This is a genomic window from Kitasatospora sp. NPDC056184, assembly GCF_042268405.1.
Lineage (GTDB): Bacteria > Actinomycetota > Actinomycetes > Streptomycetales > Streptomycetaceae > Kitasatospora.
The window spans coordinates 708342-724178 of the sequence record NZ_JBHJUI010000001.1 but is presented as its reverse complement, the minus strand read 5'-3'; the positions used below and the strand labels follow the sequence as shown (position 1 = coordinate 724178).

Below are 15837 nucleotides of genomic sequence, written 5' to 3'. Positions count from 1 at the left end.
CGGCATCGCCCTGACATCGGCCGGTCGCCACCAAGAGGCCGCCGATGTCTACCTCCGCGCGGCCGCGCTCCACGAGGAACTCGGTGACCTCGACGCCCAAGCCGCAGCACTCCGCCTCCTCGAAGCCGCCCGGAGGAGGGCTCGCAGGTCGCCGCGCGGCCTCGGCTCCATCGTCCGGGCCTCGGTCTCCAGGCTCAGGCGCGCCACGGCCACGAACCCACCCCCACGAAGGCCGGGCACTCCCCCGTAGGACGACGGCCGCCGCCGCTACGCCCGGGCCCCGGCGGGACGTTCCGCCCCGGCAGGAGCCGCAGCCGGGGCCGGGGCCACCGGCCGACCGGAGCCGCGCAGGAGCAGGGCGACCAGGACCGCCGCCACCGCCAGGGCGGCGGACCCGGTCCGCAGGGCGAGGTGGATGCCGTCGGTGAAGGCGTGCTCGACGGCGTGCTGGACCGGGGCCGGGAGCGGGTCGACCGGGGCCGTGGTGGCGGTGGCCAGGGTGTCGGTGGTGCGGCCGAGGGCGTCGGGCGGCAGGCCCAGGCCGGTCGTCAGGCGGTGGGTCAGGACGGCGCCGAGGACGGCGATGCCGAGGACGCCGCCGAGTTCGCGCAGGGTGTTGACGGTGGCGGAGGCGGTGCCCATCCGCTCGGGGGCGACCCGCTGGAGGACGGCGATGGAGACCGGGGTGAAGGTCATCCCCATGCCCAGGCCGAGCACGAACAGCGTCCACAGGTACTCGCCGTAGCGGGCGTTCTCGCCGTACAGGGACAGGCCCGCCAGGCCCAGCGCGCACAGGGCGATGCCCAGCACCAGCGGCAGCCGGGGTCCGTGGCGGCCGGTCAGCCGGGCCGAGACGGGGCCCGCGACGACGATCATCGCCGTCATCGGCAGACCGGCGAGGCCGGCGGCCGTCGGCGACCAGCCCAGCACGCCCTGCATCAGCAGCGGCAGGAAGAACAGCGCGCCGAACATCCCGAAGCTCACCACGAACCCGCCGAGCAGCGCGCCGCCGAGCACGCCGTCGCGGAACAGCCGCAGGTCCAGCATCGGCTCGGCGATCCGCCGTTCGAGCAGCAGGAAGGCCGTGAGCAGCAGCACGGCGAGCACCGCCGTGGTGAGCACCCGGGTGTCCGTCCAGCCGCGCTCGGGGCCCTCGACGAGGGTGTGGACGGCGGCGCCGAGGCCGGTCGCGGAGAGGACGAGGCCCCCGAGGTCGACGCGCCGGGCGCGGCCCGGGATCGCGGGCAGCACCCGGCCGGAGAGGACGAGCGCGGCGATGCCGATCGGGACGTTGATCCAGAAGACGCTCGCCCAGCCGAAGGCCTCGACCATGGGGCCGCCGACCACCGGGCCGACCGAGAGGCCGAGCGCGGAGACCCCGGACCAGGTCCCGATCGCCCGGGTGCGCTCGCGCTCGTCGGTGAACACGTGCCGCAGGATCGCGAGGCTTCCCGGGGTGAGCAGGGCGGCGCCGACGCCCTGGAGCATCCGCGCGGCGACCAGCGTGCCGACGGTTCCGGCGAGCGCGGCGGCGGCCGAGCCGGCCGTGAACAGGGCGAGCCCGATCCGGAAGACGGCGGTGCGGCCGTAGCGGTCGCCGAGCGCTCCGCCGGTGAGCAGCAGGGCGGCGAAGACCAGGCTGTAGCCCTCGGCCACCCACTGGAGGCCGGTGATGCCCGCGTCGAGGTCCCGGCCGATGCGGGGCAGGGCGTTGCCGACGATGACGTTGTCCAGCATGGACATGAACATGGTGATGCAGAGCGTCGCGAGCGCGAGCCGGCGGCGCCGGGCGCCCGGCGCCGCGGTCCCCTCGGTCTCCCCCATCGGATCACCCCTCCTGGTTCGGTTCACTGGAAGCCCCTAACGGTGTTAGGGGCTGGTTCGACGGAGGACAGCGTGCACCTAACGGTGTTAGATTGCAAGTGCGATCACCGACCGCCCGACGAACAGCCCCGACGAACAGCGAGGACCCCATGCCGGCCGACGAGGACGCCGCCGCCCAACCCGGACTCACCCGCGAGGCGCTCGCGCAGGCCGCGCTGCGGGTGCTGGAGCGCGACGGCCTGACCGGCCTGTCGATGCGCAAGGTGGCCGCCGAGGTCGGGGTCAAGGCCGCCTCGCTGTACTGGCACGTCCGCAACAAGGAGGAGCTGCTGGACCTCCTCAACGACGCGCTGATGGCCGACGTCGAGGCCCCGCCGCGCACCGGCGGCTGGCGCGACCAGCTGCGCGGCTACTGCGAGCGCTACCGCGCCCACCTGCTCGGCCGGCGGGACGCGGCCAAGGTGGTGGCGGGCCGCCTCGCGCCCGGACCGAACCTGCTGCACCTGATGGAGGACCAGCTCGACCGGCTGCGCGGGGCCGGCTTCTCCGCCGCCGACGCCGCGATGGTCTCCTACCTGCTCGGCGCGTACGTGCAGGGCTTCGTGCTCCAGGAGCAGTCCCCGATGGCGGCGGCCGAGACCACCGGCACCGGCCGCCGCCGGCTCGCCGACGCCGCCGCCGAGCGGTTCCGCGCGCTGCCGGCCGACGAGTTCCCCCACCTGGTCGCGATGGCCGGCGACCTCACCGGTCCGGACCTCGACGCCCGGTTCGCCTTCGGCCTCGACCGCATCCTCGACGGACTGGCGGCGCTGCTCCCGCCCGAGCGCCGCTGACCGTCCGAGCACCGCCGACCGTCCGAGCACCGCCGCGCGCTCGGAACACCGCCCCGCCCCGGGCACCGACGGAAATCGTTCGACCACCGTCCGTCAGGCCGCTAGTCTCACGGGCGCCCGCACGATCCGCCCCACCGAGGAGGCACCCGCATGACCGCGTTCCACCCCGTCGGCGAGCCGCACGCGGAAGGCCTGCTGGACGTCGGTGACGGCCAGCGGATCCACTGGGAGGTGTCCGGCAACCCGGACGGCAAACCCGCCGTCGTGGTGCACGGCGGGCCGGGCTCGGGGCTGAACACCCGCAACCGGAGGTACTTCGACCCCGCGCGCTACCGGCTGGTGCTGTTCTCCCAGCGCAACTGCGGCCGCAGCGAGCCGCACGCCGCCGACCCGGCGACCAGCCTGGAGCACAACACCACCGCGCACCTGGTCGCCGACCTGGAACGGCTGCGTGAGCACCTGGGCATCGAGCGGTGGCTGATGTTCGGCGGCTCCTGGGGCTCCACGCTGATCCTCGCCTACGCCCAGGCGCACCCCGCGCGGGTGTCGGAGATCGTGCTCAGCGCCGTCACGACGACCAGGCCGGAGGAGATCGACTGGCTCTACCGGGGCGTCGGCCGGCTGCTGCCCGGTCCCTGGGAGGCCTTCCGCGACGCGCTGCCGCCGGAGGACCGGGACGGCGACCTGCTCGCCGCCTACGACCGGCTGCTCAACGACCCGGACGCGTCCGTGCGCCGCGCGGCCACCGCCGCCTGGGCGACCTGGGAGGACGCGGTGATCGCCCACGAGACCGAGGGCTCCCCCAACGCCTACACCGACCGCCCCTCCGAGGCCCTGACGGCCTTCGTCCGGATCACCGCGCACTACTTCTCCCGCCGGGCCTTCCTGGAGCCCGGCCAGCTGCTGCGCGACGCGCACCGGCTCTCCGGCATCCCGGGCGAGCTGATCCACGGTGCCCTCGACCTCGACAGCCCCCTGGACACCGCCTGGAAGCTGGCCCGGGCCTGGCCGGACGCCGAGCTGACGGTGATCCAGAACGCCGGGCACACCGGCTCCCCCGCCACCGGCGAGGCCGTCCTGGCGGCGATGGAGCGCTTCGCGGGCCGGTAGCGCCCGCACCGCGTCCCCGCCGCGCCCCCACACGCGCAGTGACGGGCCATCAACGGTCCGGAGCCGGGGGGTGACAGGCCGGCGCCGGCCCCCGACACTGGGGGGAGAAGCTCCCTTGTCAACGGGTCGGCCGGTGCCGGCCGGTACCGGCCGCGGAGAGGGCAGGTCGGCCATGAGCACGCCGTCCGCCGGGCTCCCGATCATCTACGTCCGGGGATACGCCGGAGGCACCCCCGGGATCGAGAAGGCCGTCACGGATCCGTTCTACGGATTCAACCAGGGCTCGACGCACATCCGCGTCGGCCGCCAGGACAACCCCGTTCTCTACCAGTTCGAAAGTCCGTTACTGCGCCTGCACCTCGACGAGGGCTACCACATCGTCGTCGAGGGCGGACCGCGGCCGGCGAAGGAGGAGGACCCACCCCCCGAGAGCATCTGGATCCACCGCTTCTACGACGTCTGCTCCGGCACCTGGGGCGGCAAGCCGCAGCAGTTCGACCTGGAGACCGCCGCCCGCGACCTGCTGAGGCTGATCGACCACGTGCGGGAGCGGACCGGGGCGCGCCGGGTGAACCTGGTCGCCCACTCGATGGGCGGACTGATCTGCCGCTGCCTGCTGCAGAAGATCATCCCGACCGAGCGCGGCGAGCGCGCCACCGACTACGTGGCGAAGCTGTTCACCTACGGAACGCCGCACGGCGGCATCGCCTTCGCCATCGGCTTCGGCGTCCCGGAGGCGCTGCGCGACCTCTTCAACATCAACGGCTCCGACGTCTTCGGCCCCGACCGGATGTACCAGTACCTGACGCCGGCCCCCGACCCCGGCGGTCCGCCGGACGGCTGGCGGGCGGTGGACATCGCCGACGACGACGGCACCGGGGCGCCCGCGGACGCCGCCGGCCGCTTCCCGCTCGACCGGGTGTTCTGCATGGTCGGCACCAACTCCCGGGACTACGACGTCGGCCACGGCGTCTCGGCCGAGGCCGTCGGTCCGCGCAGCGACGGCCTGGTGCAGATCGAGAACGCGCAGGTCACCGGCGCCAACCGGGCGTTCGCGTACCGCAGCCACAGCGGCAGTTACGGGCTGGTCAACTCCGAGGAGGGCTACCAGAACCTGCGCCGCTTCCTGTTCGGCGACCTGCGGGCCGCCACCGACCTCGTCGACGTCCGGCTGCCCGCGGACGAGGAGGTCACCTGGCAGGCGGAGGTGCGGCTCACGGTGCGCGGGCTGCCGGTGCTGATGCACGAACGGGTCGCCCCGCACTGGTGCCCGATCCAGCTGTCCGACCCGAGCGAGGCGAGCGTGCGCGCGCGGGCCGCCTGCGCCGGGGACGGCGCCGTCCCGCTGGCGACCACCTTCCTCTCCAGCCGGCTCGGTCCCCAGGAGGCGGGTCCGCTGCGGTTCGTCCTCGACCTGAACCTGCTCTCACTGCGCGAGACGCAGGGGATCTTCGGCTTCGGCGACCACCTGGAGCAGACCGCCGACTTCACCGACACCCTGATCGTCGACGTGGACCCCGGCGGTCCGCGCCCGGCGGCCTGGGCGCACTGGAACTCGGAGGTGCCCGGGGCGATCCGGGACCTCCGCCCGACCGGCGACCCGCTGCCCGACGAGGACCCGCAGGCGGGCTCCTGGCTCGCCCACGTCCCGCTGCCGGCCACCACCCGGCCGATCCTCGGCCCGGACGCCCGGATCCGCCTCACGGTCGGGCCCTGGAACTGACGCTCCGGCGCGGCCGCCGCGGCCACGCCGCGTCAGGCGTGCCAGCCGGCCTCCGGGCCCTCGGCCCGCACCTCGGGCGCCGGCTGCTCGGCGGCCAGCAGGACGCGGCGCAGCAGGTCGGAGAGCTGGCGCCGTTCGGCCGGGGTGAGGACGCCGAGCAGGCGCTGCTCCTCCCGGCCGACGACGTCCAGCGCCTGCCGCCAGGCCAGTCGGCCCGCCTCGGTGAGTTCGACGTCGACCCGGCGGCGGTCGTCGCTGGACGGGGTGCGGACGACGAAGCCGCGCCGCTCCAGCGCCTCCAGACGGCCGGTCACCGAGGCGGGCGCCAGGTTGAGGTCGGCGCGCAGCTCGGAGGGGGTGGCCCGGCCGCCGCGGCCGGCCAGCCCGTGCAGGGTGTCGAACTCGTGCTTCTGCAGGCCGTAGTCGGCCACGCCCTGCTCGCGGACCCGGCCGAGGTGCCGGGTCAGCTTGCTCATCCGGGTGACGGCACCCTCGACGTCCGGGTCGAGCTGCGGCAGCACCGGCCGCCAGCGCTCGACGTGGCCATCGGTCCAGTCGCGGGGCTTTCCGGCCGCCGTCCGGTGGGTCGCGGGTGTCATGCCCCGAGTGTAGGGGTCCTGAGCTGCGGGTTCGGGCTCCACATATTTCGTTGCCGAAATTTCGGTACCGAAATACAGTGCTGCCCGTGACCCAGAACCAGCACCCGCTGCGCCTGCGCGGCTTCCGTCTGCTCTTCCTCGGCCGGACGATCTCCACCCTCGGCGACGCCGTCGTCCCCGCCGCCCTCGCCATCGCCGTGACCCGGGCGACCGGCTCCTCCGCCGCCCTCGCCCTCGTCCTGGGCTGCGCGATGGTCCCGCGGCTGCTGCTGCTCCCGCTGGGCGGCGTGGTCGGGGACCGCGTCAATCCCCGACTGGTCGCGCTCGTCACCGATCTCGTGCGGGCCGCCGCCCAGGCGGCCGTCGGCCTCGAACTCCTCGCCGATCATCCCCGGCTGGCGCCGATCGCGGTCGCCTCGGCGGTCGGCGGGGTCGCCTCCGCGTTCGCCATGCCGACGGCGACGCCCCTGGTCGCCGCCACCGTGGCGGGACCGCAGCGGATGCGGGCCAACGCACTGCTGGCCTCGGCCGTCAACGCCGCCCGGCTCGGCGGCCCGGCCCTCGCCGGGGCGCTGGTCTGGACGGCCGGCCCCGGCTGGGCGTTCCTGCTGGACGGCGCCTCCTTCGTGGTCAGCGCGGCGCTGCTGACCCGGCTGCGGGTCCGGCACACCCCCGGCGAGCGCCGCTCGCTGCGCACCGACCTGCTGCACGGCTGGGGCGAGGTGCGCTCGCGCGACTGGTACTGGACGAGCCTGGTCGGCCACGGCGTCTGGAACGGCGCCGCCGCCGTCCTGCTCACCCTCGGCCCGCTGATCGCCACCCGGCAGCTGGGCGGGGACGGCGTGTGGATCGCCATGACCCAGGCCGGCGCGTGCGGCGTGCTGGCCGGCTCACTGCTCGCCGGCCGGTACCGGCCGCGGCGGCCGGTGCTCGTCGCCAACCTGGGTCTGGCGCTGTACGCCTTGCCGCTGGCCGCACTGGCGGTGACGGCGCCCGCACCGGTCACGGTCGCCGCGTACGCGCTGGCGATGACGGGGCTCGGCTTCCTCAGCCCGGTGTGGCAGACCGTGGTCCAGCAGGAGTTCCCGCCACAGGTCCTGGCCCGGGTGACGTCCTACGACTGGCTGCTGTCGCTCGCCGCCGCCCCGCTCGGGTACGCGCTGGCGCCGCTGGCCGCCGATGCCTGGGGCAGCACCGGACCGCTGTTGACCGCCGCCGTGCTGGTCGCCCTGGCCTGCGCGGGGACCGCGGCCGTCCCGGGCGTCCGCAGGGTCGGGCGGACGGCGGAGGCGGAGCCGGAGGGCGTCGGCACGGCAGGCGAAGCGGATACTACCGGCGGGTATCCCGAGAACGGGGAGGCCCCCGCCGACGCCGCCCGCCGGGACCCTACGATACGGGCATGATCGCCTATGCCCCAGCGGCATTCTTCTTCCTCCTCTGCGGGATCGGAGTCCTCCGCGACCGACGCCGGTTCAGCAACGCCGTCCTGCTCGGTATCGCGGTCTCGCTCCTCGCCCTGGCGCTGCTCGCCGAACTGCGCCGGGCACCCACGCTGGTCATCGAGCTGGCGGTGGCCCTGATCGCCCTGCTGCCGTTCGTCGGCACCGTCGCCCTGGTCTGGTTCCTGCTCTCCAACGGGCTGACGATGATCCGCAAGGAGGGGCGGCGGCCGGCGAACCTGCTGTCCCTGCTCGCCGGCCTCGGCATCCTCGGGCTGATCGGGCTGTTCGGCGCCGCGGTGGTCACCGGGTCCGAGTCCATCGGCATCCTCGCCGCGACCGCGCTGCTGGTGGTGGGCTACGTCTCCTTCCTCTTCGTCTGCTTCGTCGGCTACGCCTTCCTCTACCAGCGCCACCGGCCGCGTACCGACGTCGACTTCGTCGTGGTGCTGGGCTCCGGGCTGATCGGCGGCGAGCGGGTACCGCCGCTGCTCGCCAGCCGCCTCGAACGCGGCCGCGACCTCTACGAGAAGCAGGCCGCGCGCGGCAACCCGCCGGTGCTGATCACCTCCGGCGGCCAGGGCCCGGACGAGAAGCTGCCGGAGTCCCACGCGATGGCGGACTACCTGGTCGAACGCGGCTTCCCGGCCGAGCACCTGGAGCGCGAGGACCGCTCGCGGACCACCGAGGAGAACCTGCTGTTCAGCAAGGTGATCATGGAGCAGGCCCGGCCCGGCTACCGCTGCGTCATCGTCACCAACAACTTCCACGCCTTCCGGGCCGCCCTGATGGCCCGCAAGACCGGCGTCAGCGGCCAGGTCTGCGGCTCGCCGACCGCCCGCTACTACTGGCCGAGCGCGACGATCCGCGAGTTCGCCGCCGTCTTCCTCTCGCACAAGGTGATCAACCTCGGGATCTGCGGACTGCTCGCCTTCTGCGGACTGGCCGCCGCGACGTTCGGAGCGGGGTGACGCGCTGAGGGCCGGGTCCGGCCGCGCCGACGGGCGGTGCCGACCCCGGTTCCGTGCCCGCGGCCGGTCATGACTTTGACGAAAGGTTGACCTGCTCACGGCAGAACGTTGGGGGCGGCGAATCCTATGGTCGGCCCATGCCACCACTGCCCGCCGGACGGACCACCGCCCTCCCCGTCCTGCCCTACCGCAAGCCCACGCCCGGCCGCGACTACTGGGTGTTCGACGACGTCCTGACCGACCCGGACAGCGTCCGGCGGCGCTGCCTCGACCGCAACGACTGGACCGAGGGCTACCCCTACCGACCGGAGACCTGGCCCGGGCTGCGGACCATGCCCGGACTCGAACCCGAGGAGCTGGCCCGCGTCGAGGCGCTCGTCCGCCAGGCCACCGGGGCGCCGCGGCTCTGGGTGCAGAGCGCCCCGGGCGGCGGCACCCTGAACCACAACTGCATCCAGCTCGTCGGCGCCGCCGAGTCGGAGCCGCGCCCGCACACCGACTCCCGCGCCCTCTGCCGCTACGCGGCCGTCCTCTACCTCAGCCCGAGCGCCCCCAAGGCCGCCGGCACCGGCTTCTACCGCCAGCAGTTCCCCGGCGGCCGCCTGGGCGGCAACCTGGTCACCGCCCCGCACCACAACCTCGTCGAGGCCCTCGGCACCCGCCGCGTCCCCGCCGACGCCTTCACCGAGGACGTCCGCGTCCCCAACCGCTACAACCGCCTGCTCGTCTACCACGCCAACCTCATCCACAGCGCCACCTCCTACCACGGCCTGGCCCCGGAGGACCGACGCATGACGGCGGTCTTCTTCTGGATGGCCTGACCCACCGCCGGGCGGCCCGACTCCCGACGCCCCGACTCCCGACGGCCCGACGAGCGGGCCGCCCGGAGACCCGGGCGCCACGCCACCGGAGGACGGGGCAGGATGTCGGGATGATCCACGTGCTCCACCCCGACCGCGTCCTGTGCGGGCTCGCCGCCAACCCCGCCCTGCCCGCCGACCTGGTCGACCGGCTGATCGCCCTCGCCGCGACCACCGACGACCCGTCACTCGCCGACGACCTCGCCGCCGAGCTCACCGACCGGGACGACCTCGACGACGCGCAGGCACGCGCGCTCGCGTCCGGCGTCGACGACGCCGCCCTCCACCTCGCCCACGACGGCCGGCTCACCGCCGAGGACATCGACCCCGCGACCCGGCCCGAGGCCGCGCTCGCCCTGCTGGAGCGGGGCGAGGGCCGGCCCGGCTGGGCCCGGCGGTTCGCGGCCGACCCCGACCCGTCGCGGCGCGGGTGGCTCGCCGGCTGCCCGGACCTGCCGGAGGACGTCCTGCGGCGCCTCGCCGGGGACCCGGACCCGGAGGTCGTCGCCGACCTCGCCGTCACGGCGCCGCCCGCGCTCGCCACCGCGCTCGCCCGCCACCCGCACACCACCGTCCGCCGCGCGGTGGCCGCCAACGACCGGACGCCGCCGGACGTCCTGGCCGCCCTGCTCACCGGAGACGTCCTGCTGACCGGAGACGCGCTGCCGCCGGCCGCTGTGTGCCCGGTCTGCGAGCGGCACACCCGGCCCTTCGAACACGCCCCCGACTGCGATCTCCCCGACTGCGCACTGCTGCCCGGCGCCGCCTGTTCCGGCGGCCACGAGTCCGCGCAGCACGAGATCGCCGCCGCCGTCCTCGCCCATCCCGCCACCCCCGCGTCCGCCGCCGCCGGGTTCGCCGACCGTCCCTCGATGCCGCTGCGCGCCGAGCTGGCCGCCCGCACCGACCTGCCGGCCGACGTGTACCGCCGGCTCGCCACCGCCGCGGACCCGTGGGTCCGCGAAGCGCTCGCCGAGAACCCCGCGATCGACGAGGAGGTGATCCGCGCCCTGGCCGAGGACGACGACGCCGACGTCGGACGACGGCTGGCCCACCATCCGCGGCTGCCGCTCGACGTCCTCACCAGGCTCGCCGCCCGGGCGCGCACCGGCCCCACCCTGCTGCCCCGGATCGCGGCGGCCTCCGCCGCCGAGGTCGTCCAGCTGGCCGCCTCCCCGGAACCCGCCCTCCGCATGCTGGTCGCCGAACGCCGCGACCTGCCGCCCGCCGTCCGCGACACCCTCGCCGTCGACCCGGACGCCAAAGTCCTGAAGGCGATCGCCCCGCACCCGGGCCTGTCCGAGTCGCTGCTGCGCGCCATGGTCGCCCGGCACGGCGTCCGGGTCGCCGCCCGGGTGGCCACCAACCCGGACGCCTCACCGGCCCTGCTCGCCGACCTGGCCCGCCACCGGCCGCCCGTCCAGAAGGCACTCCGCGCGATCGCCGCCCACCCCCGGGCCACCGCCCCCGCCCTCACCGTCTGCCTGGCGGACCGCCAGGCCCGACCGGTCGCCGCCGCCCACCCGGCCCTCCCGGCCGACGTCCTCGTCGAGCTGCTCGGCGACCCCCTCCCCGGCATCGTCGAAGTGGCAGCGGCCAACCCCGCCCTGCCGCCCGCCGTCGCCCGCACCCTGCTCGACCGGCATGCATGACCCGGGTCAGAAGGGAGGCTTCCGGTCGCCCCGGACCGCTGAAGTGCCGGGCGGGGGCCAGGACTCCGCCCAACCCGGGGAGGACCACTGCCGGCCGACCCATTCGCATGCGGGTATCGGCCCCTCCCAGTCGTCGGTGCACCGCTCCTCCCAGCCCCGGCCGACCATCACCGGCCGGGTCACCGCCCTGCCCGCCATCTCCTGCACCCTGATGACCGGGCCGATCCCGGCGGCTCCCGGCGGCTCCCGGTTTGCCGCGCGGACCGTAGGACACGCCGAGCACCCCGCAGTCGGCGGCGTGCAGCATGAAGCGCTCCAGTTCGGCCGGGACGCAGGCGGTCAGCTCCCGTCCCCAGAGCATCACCTGAGGCCCGTGGGCGGCGTCCGCCGCGCCGCAGAACAGCCTGTCGGCGATGAAGTAGCCGTACACGGCGGGCTCGGCGAGGCTCCGCCACCCGAGCATGACACCAGGCTCACGATCGCTCGCCGCCGACCGCCGCGGCGAGGAGGTCCCGGGGGCGGGCGTGGTGGCTCAGGCCGACGCGGGTGAGGGCCGCCGCGAGGCGGGCGAGGTCGCGCGGCGGGGTCAGGGCGGCGAGGGGGGCGGGGGTACGGGGCAGGCCGAGGTCGGCGGCGGCGCGGAGGGCGCGGTCGTCGAAGTAGGGGCGCAGCGCCGGCCAGACGGCCTGGGCCTCGCGGCAGAAGATGCCCGCGCCGACCGGGCCGATCCGGGGGAACGCGCGGAGCAGGCCGGCGACGCGGTCCGGATCGCTGTCGGCCTCGTCGCGGAGTCGGCGCAGGTCGCCGTGCCAGCGGTCGAGGAGCAGCTCGGCGCCGCGGCCGAGGGCGGTGGCGGTGCTCTCGTCGTAGCGGACGTAGTGGGCGCGGCCGAGGGCGTCCACCCTCGCCCGCCGGCCGGAGTCGGCCATGGCCTTCGGGGTGCGCAGGCCGGCCGCGGAGAGTTCCCGCGCGGCGGCGACGGCGAGGTCGGCGCCGATCCGCACCGAGCTGAGGGTGGTGAGGACCAGCAGCCGGTAGAGCGGGGCGGGCGTGTCGCGGAGCGTGATGCCCGCTTCCTCGGCGTAGGTGCGGCCGAAGCGTTCCAGCAGGGCGGCGACCGTCTCCTCGTGGTCCATGGCGGGCCTCCCTTCCTCGCCCGTCCGGCACCTGCCCGGGTTGGCGGCGGTCATGCGCGGGGACAGGGGACGGTATGGAGAACGCCGAGCGCCCGGCCACCGAGGAGGTCCGGCCGGAGTGGGCCGGTCTCGACCGGCTGGGGACGCTGGAGCTGCTGCGGCTGCTGAACGCCGAGGACCGCACGGTCGCCGGGGCGGTCGCCGGGCAGCTGCCGCGGATCGCCGTCGTGGTGGACGCGGTCGCGGGGCGGATGGCCCGGGGCGGGCGGCTGGTCTACGCGGGCGCCGGGACGGCGGGGCGGCTCGGGGTGCTGGACGCCAGTGAGTGCCCGCCGACCTTCAACACCGCGCCCGGCCAGGTGGTGGGCATGATCGCGGGCGGGCCGCCGGCACTGGTGCGCGCGGTGGAGGGGGCGGAGGACCGCCCGGAGCTGGCCGCCGCCGACCTCGCCGCGCTGGCGCTGACGGCGGAGGACACCGTGGTGGGCGTCTCCGCCTCCGGCCGCACCCCGTACACGGTGGCGGCCGTGCGCCGCGCCCGCGCGGCCGGGGCGCTGGGCGTGGGGCTGGCGGGGACCGCCGGGTCGCCGCTGGTCGCGGCGGCCGAGCTGGGCATCGAGGTGGTGACCGGGCCGGAGGTGGTGGCCGGGTCGACCCGGCTGAAGGCGGGGACGGCGCAGAAGCTGGTGCTGAACCTGCTGTCCACGGCGGTCATGGTCCGGCTCGGCAAGACGTACGGGAACCTGATGGTCGACGTCCGGGCGGGCAACGCCAAGCTGCGCGACCGGGCGCGGCGGATCGTCACCGACATCACCGGCGCGGACGAGGAGACGGCCCGGCGGGCGCTGGCGGCCACCGGCGGCGAGGTGAAGGACGCCGTCCTGGTCGTCCTCGCCGGGGTGGACGCCCCGGCCGCCGCCCGGCTGCTCGCCGCGGCGGGCGGCCGGCTGCGCGAGGCGCTGGAGCTGGCCCGGGGCGGGCGCTAGTCGAAGGCGAGGGCGGCCCGGTCGGCGACCTCGCCGAAGCGGGGCAGCGAGAGGGCGACCGAGGCCCGGTGCTCCTCCTCGGTCAGGGCCGTCATGGCCTCCTCGACGAACACCAGCCGGTAGCCGTGGTCGGCGGCCGCGCGGGCGGTGGACTCGACGCCGAGGTTGGTGGCGATGCCGCCGAACACCAGGGTGTCGACGCCGCGCTCCTGGAGCAGTTCGTGCAGGCCGGTGCCGTGGAAGCCGCCGATGGTGCGCTTGACGACGGTCTCGTCGGCCAGCGCGGCGACCTCGGGGAGCAGTTCGCTGCCCGGCGGCTGCTCGGCCACGCCGGGGCGCTCGACCCGGATCGCGATCACCGGCGCGCCGGCCGCGCGGAACGCCGTGGCGAGGTCGAGCGCCGCGGCGACCACCTCACCGCCGGGACGCGGGGCGAGCGGCAGGGCGGCGATCCGCTCCATGAGGTCGACGAGGACGAGGGCGGTGCGGGCGGGGTCGAGGGTATGCATGGTCGGTCACCGTAGTGGATCGGCCGCGGGCCCGGTCTTCCGGGTGCTCCCGGCCTCGCGGGCGATCTCGGCCCGGAAGCCCTCGATCAGCACCCGCAGGCCGTACTCGAAGTCCGCGTCGTGGTCGGTCATCCGCAGGACGTCGGCCGCCTCGCGCAGCAGCGGCAGGTCGCGCAGCGCCTCGTCGGGGAAGGGCGCGCCGTCGCGCTGCTCGGCGTCCTGCCGCCAGGCCTGTTCCTCGGTGACCCAGCCCATGATGTAGCGGTCGATGGTGAGCAGCAGCCGCAGCGCGGTGCGCGGGCGCAGTCCGGCCCCGCAGAGGGCGCTCAGCTGCGCTTCGACAGCGGGCAGTTCGTCGGCCGTGGGCAGGGTTCCGGCGTGCACCCGGGCGCCGTCGCGGTGGGCGAGCAGGGCGCCGCGCTTGGCCCGGGCGTCGGCGGCGAGCCAGTCGGGCCAGTGCGCGGGGTCGGGCTCGCGGTCCGGAGGCAGGGCCTCGGCCAGCATGGCCTCCGCCATCAGGTCCAGCAGTTCCCGCTTGCTCTTGACGTGCCAGTACAGGGCCGGGGACTGCACGCCGAGTTCCCGGGCCAGCCGGCGGGTGGTGAGCCCGTCGATGCCGACCTCGTCGAGCAGCCGCAGGGCCGTGCGCACGACCGCGTCCCGTGTCAGCGCCATGCTGGTCCGCCCTTCCGGCGCCCGTGTCGGCCGCCCGGCTATTCGCTTGGCGCCCCACTTTATCGCTGCTAAGTTCCGGCTCGGACTTTATCAGTGATAAGGGCGGCGGACCGGCCGCTGCCCGCCTCCCCGGAAGGGACCCACACCCCCATGACGACCTCCGGAACGGGCGCCCGCCGCCCGTGGTCCCGGCTGCTGCCGAACACCGATCCCTGGCGGTCCTCCGCGGACTTCCGCCTGGTCTGGACGTCCGGTGCCGTCACCATGCTCGGCTCGGTGTTCACCCTCACCGCGATCCCGCTGCAGATCGCCGACGCCACCGGCTCGCCGCTCGCGGTGGGCGTGGTGGGCGCGGTGGAGCTGGTGCCGACGGTGCTGCTCGGCCTGTACGGCGGGGTGCTCGCCGACCGCCTCGACCGCCGGACGGTGGCGCTGGCCACCGAGATCGCGCTCGCCGCGCTCAGCGCGCTGCTGCTGCTCAACGCGCTGACCGACGCCCCGGCGCTATGGCCGCTCTACGCGGCGGCGGGCTGCGCCGCCGCGCTCCAGGGGATCCAGCAGCCCTCGCTGGAGGCGATGGTCCCCCGGCTGATTCCGCACGACCAGCTGCTCGCGGCCGGGGCGCTGCTCTCGCTGCGCTGGACCGCGGTCGGGCTGGCCGCGCCCGCCGCCGCGGGGGTGGTGATCGCGACCGCCGGGGTGCGCACCGCCTACCTCGTCGACCTCGCCACCTTCCTGGTCTCGATCGCCCTGCTCGCCCGGCTCCACCCGCTGCGCCCGGCCCGGGAGGAGCAGGGGCCGGCGCTGCGCGAGTTCGCCGAGGGCGCCCGGTACGTGGCGCGGCGGCCGGACCTGGTGGGCACCTGTCTGGCCGACCTCGCCGCGACCGCCTTCGCCCTGCCGACCGCCCTCTTCCCGTTCCTCGCCGACGAGCTGGACGCGCGCTGGGCGCTCGGCCTGCTCTACTCGGCCTCGGCGGCGGGCGGCCTGCTGGCCGCCGCGACCAGCGGCTGGACCGAGCGGGTGCACCGGCACGGCCGGTTCGTCCTGCTGTCCTGCGCGGCGGTCGGCGCGGCGACGGCGGCGGCCGCGCTCGGCTCCGGCGTGTGGACGGTCCTGCTCTGCCTGGCCGTCGCCGGCGGCGCGCACTGGGTGGGCGACACCTTCCGGGGCGCGATCTGGAACCGCTCCGTCCCGGACGGGCTGCGCGGCCGCGCGGCCGGACTGGAGCTGCTGACCGGCGCCGCCGGACCGGCCCTCGGCGACCTGCGGGCGGGCGGACTGGCCGCCCGCTACGGCCTCCGCGCCGCCCTGGGCACCGGCGGCCTGGCCTGCCTGGTCGGCGGCGGGGTGCTGGCCGCCGCGCTGCCGGCGCTGTGGCGCTACGACGACCGCACCGACCCGCACGTCGCGCAGGTCCGGGCCGCCTGCCGCTCGTGATCCGGCAAACCCCGGCTCGGCCGGCTTCGGCACAGGACGTCCCGTGCCCTGACCGACGACGGATCAAGGACTCGGGCCCG

14 protein-coding genes are annotated in these 15837 nt (G+C 75.7%); 9 read left to right on the top strand and 5 right to left on the bottom strand.

All coding sequences use genetic code 11. The annotated features are described in order from the left end of the window. Positions 1–267: 267 nt before the first annotated feature. Positions 268–1824: an MFS transporter gene (locus tag ACFC0B_RS02610; protein ID WP_376081092.1), complete on the bottom strand. Its 1557-nt coding sequence runs from the start codon at positions 1822–1824 to the stop codon at positions 268–270. 149 nt (positions 1825–1973) lie between these two features. Between ACFC0B_RS02610 and ACFC0B_RS02605 the strand changes: the two genes are divergently transcribed. The 3 genes from ACFC0B_RS02605 (at position 1974) to ACFC0B_RS02595 (ending at position 5490) form a co-directional block, all read left to right on the top strand. Next, positions 1974–2657 (top strand): TetR/AcrR family transcriptional regulator C-terminal domain-containing protein, encoded by a 684-nt coding sequence (locus tag ACFC0B_RS02605; RefSeq protein ID WP_376081089.1) that lies wholly within the window; start codon positions 1974–1976, stop codon positions 2655–2657. 150 nt (positions 2658–2807) lie between these two features. After that, positions 2808–3767, top strand: a complete 960-nt coding sequence (gene pip / locus ACFC0B_RS02600) for a prolyl aminopeptidase (RefSeq protein ID WP_376081086.1) — start codon at positions 2808–2810, stop codon at positions 3765–3767. Positions 3768–3939: 172 nt separating this feature from the next. Beyond that, entirely contained in the window at positions 3940–5490 is a 1551-nt protein-coding gene (locus tag ACFC0B_RS02595) for an esterase/lipase family protein (RefSeq protein WP_376081083.1), read from the top strand. A 32-nt stretch (positions 5491–5522) separates the two neighbouring features. Here ACFC0B_RS02595 and ACFC0B_RS02590 read toward each other — a convergent pair whose 3' ends face one another. Then, positions 5523–6089, bottom strand: a complete 567-nt coding sequence (locus ACFC0B_RS02590; protein WP_376081081.1) for a MarR family winged helix-turn-helix transcriptional regulator — start codon at positions 6087–6089, stop codon at positions 5523–5525. Between the two features lie 80 nt (positions 6090–6169). On the opposite strand from ACFC0B_RS02590, the gene ACFC0B_RS02585 reads away from it, so the two are divergent. The 4 genes from ACFC0B_RS02585 (at position 6170) to ACFC0B_RS02570 (ending at position 11011) form a co-directional block, all read left to right on the top strand. Continuing rightward, on the top strand, positions 6170–7492 hold the full coding sequence (locus ACFC0B_RS02585) for an MFS transporter (RefSeq protein ID WP_376082375.1): 1323 nt from the start codon (positions 6170–6172) through the stop codon (positions 7490–7492). After that, positions 7489–8499 (top strand): YdcF family protein, encoded by a 1011-nt coding sequence (locus ACFC0B_RS02580; RefSeq protein ID WP_376081078.1) that lies wholly within the window; start codon positions 7489–7491, stop codon positions 8497–8499. The genes ACFC0B_RS02585 and ACFC0B_RS02580 overlap by 4 nt, the downstream gene beginning before the upstream one ends. Positions 8500–8636: 137 nt before the next feature. Continuing rightward, positions 8637–9320 (top strand): DUF6445 family protein, encoded by a 684-nt coding sequence (locus ACFC0B_RS02575; protein ID WP_376081075.1) that lies wholly within the window; start codon positions 8637–8639, stop codon positions 9318–9320. A gap of 110 nt (positions 9321–9430) precedes the next feature. Beyond that, complete coding sequence (locus ACFC0B_RS02570) at positions 9431–11011, top strand: hypothetical protein (RefSeq protein ID WP_376081072.1); 1581 nt, start codon at positions 9431–9433, stop codon at positions 11009–11011. A 473-nt stretch (positions 11012–11484) separates the two neighbouring features. Here the strand turns inward: ACFC0B_RS02570 and ACFC0B_RS02565 are convergent, their stop codons facing one another. Continuing rightward, a complete protein-coding gene (locus tag ACFC0B_RS02565; protein WP_376081069.1) occupies positions 11485–12147 on the bottom strand; it encodes an endonuclease in 663 nt (220 codons plus the stop codon). Positions 12148–12221: 74 nt separating this feature from the next. On the opposite strand from ACFC0B_RS02565, the gene murQ reads away from it, so the two are divergent. Continuing rightward, positions 12222–13133: an N-acetylmuramic acid 6-phosphate etherase gene (gene murQ, locus ACFC0B_RS02560; protein WP_376081066.1), complete on the top strand. Its 912-nt coding sequence runs from the start codon at positions 12222–12224 to the stop codon at positions 13131–13133. On the opposite strand, the gene ACFC0B_RS02555 is transcribed toward murQ, so the two are convergent. Next, positions 13130–13642, bottom strand: a complete 513-nt coding sequence (locus ACFC0B_RS02555; RefSeq protein WP_376081064.1) for an isochorismatase family protein — start codon at positions 13640–13642, stop codon at positions 13130–13132. The genes murQ and ACFC0B_RS02555 overlap by 4 nt on opposite strands. A gap of 6 nt (positions 13643–13648) precedes the next feature. Then, positions 13649–14317 carry a TetR/AcrR family transcriptional regulator C-terminal domain-containing protein gene (locus ACFC0B_RS02550; RefSeq protein WP_376081061.1) on the bottom strand — a complete coding sequence of 223 codons (669 nt, stop codon included), beginning with the start codon at positions 14315–14317 and terminating at the stop codon, positions 13649–13651. Between the two features lie 150 nt (positions 14318–14467). Here ACFC0B_RS02550 and ACFC0B_RS02545 point away from each other — a divergent pair, with 150 nt between their 5' ends. After that, the gene (locus tag ACFC0B_RS02545; protein WP_376081058.1) at positions 14468–15757 is read left to right on the top strand and encodes an MFS transporter; all 1290 of its coding nucleotides are present in this window, start codon (positions 14468–14470) and stop codon (positions 15755–15757) included. Positions 15758–15837: the final 80 nt, after the last annotated feature.

Excerpts from the sequence above, each read along its gene's own strand:
- ACFC0B_RS02610 (WP_376081092.1), bottom strand. The coding sequence starts at position 1,824 with ATGGGGGAGACCGAGGGGACCGCGGCGCCGGGCGCCCGGCGCCGCCGG.
- ACFC0B_RS02605 (WP_376081089.1), top strand. The coding sequence starts at position 1,974 with ATGCCGGCCGACGAGGACGCCGCCGCCCAACCCGGACTCACCCGCGAG.
- pip (WP_376081086.1), top strand. The coding sequence starts at position 2,808 with ATGACCGCGTTCCACCCCGTCGGCGAGCCGCACGCGGAAGGCCTGCTG.
- ACFC0B_RS02595 (WP_376081083.1), top strand. The coding sequence starts at position 3,940 with ATGAGCACGCCGTCCGCCGGGCTCCCGATCATCTACGTCCGGGGATAC.
- ACFC0B_RS02590 (WP_376081081.1), bottom strand. The coding sequence starts at position 6,089 with ATGACACCCGCGACCCACCGGACGGCGGCCGGAAAGCCCCGCGACTGG.
- ACFC0B_RS02580 (WP_376081078.1), top strand. The coding sequence starts at position 7,489 with ATGATCGCCTATGCCCCAGCGGCATTCTTCTTCCTCCTCTGCGGGATC.
- ACFC0B_RS02575 (WP_376081075.1), top strand. The coding sequence starts at position 8,637 with ATGCCACCACTGCCCGCCGGACGGACCACCGCCCTCCCCGTCCTGCCC.
- ACFC0B_RS02570 (WP_376081072.1), top strand. The coding sequence starts at position 9,431 with ATGATCCACGTGCTCCACCCCGACCGCGTCCTGTGCGGGCTCGCCGCC.
- ACFC0B_RS02565 (WP_376081069.1), bottom strand. The coding sequence starts at position 12,147 with ATGGACCACGAGGAGACGGTCGCCGCCCTGCTGGAACGCTTCGGCCGC.
- murQ (WP_376081066.1), top strand. The coding sequence starts at position 12,222 with ATGGAGAACGCCGAGCGCCCGGCCACCGAGGAGGTCCGGCCGGAGTGG.
- ACFC0B_RS02555 (WP_376081064.1), bottom strand. The coding sequence starts at position 13,642 with ATGCATACCCTCGACCCCGCCCGCACCGCCCTCGTCCTCGTCGACCTC.
- ACFC0B_RS02550 (WP_376081061.1), bottom strand. The coding sequence starts at position 14,317 with ATGGCGCTGACACGGGACGCGGTCGTGCGCACGGCCCTGCGGCTGCTC.
- ACFC0B_RS02545 (WP_376081058.1), top strand. The coding sequence starts at position 14,468 with ATGACGACCTCCGGAACGGGCGCCCGCCGCCCGTGGTCCCGGCTGCTG.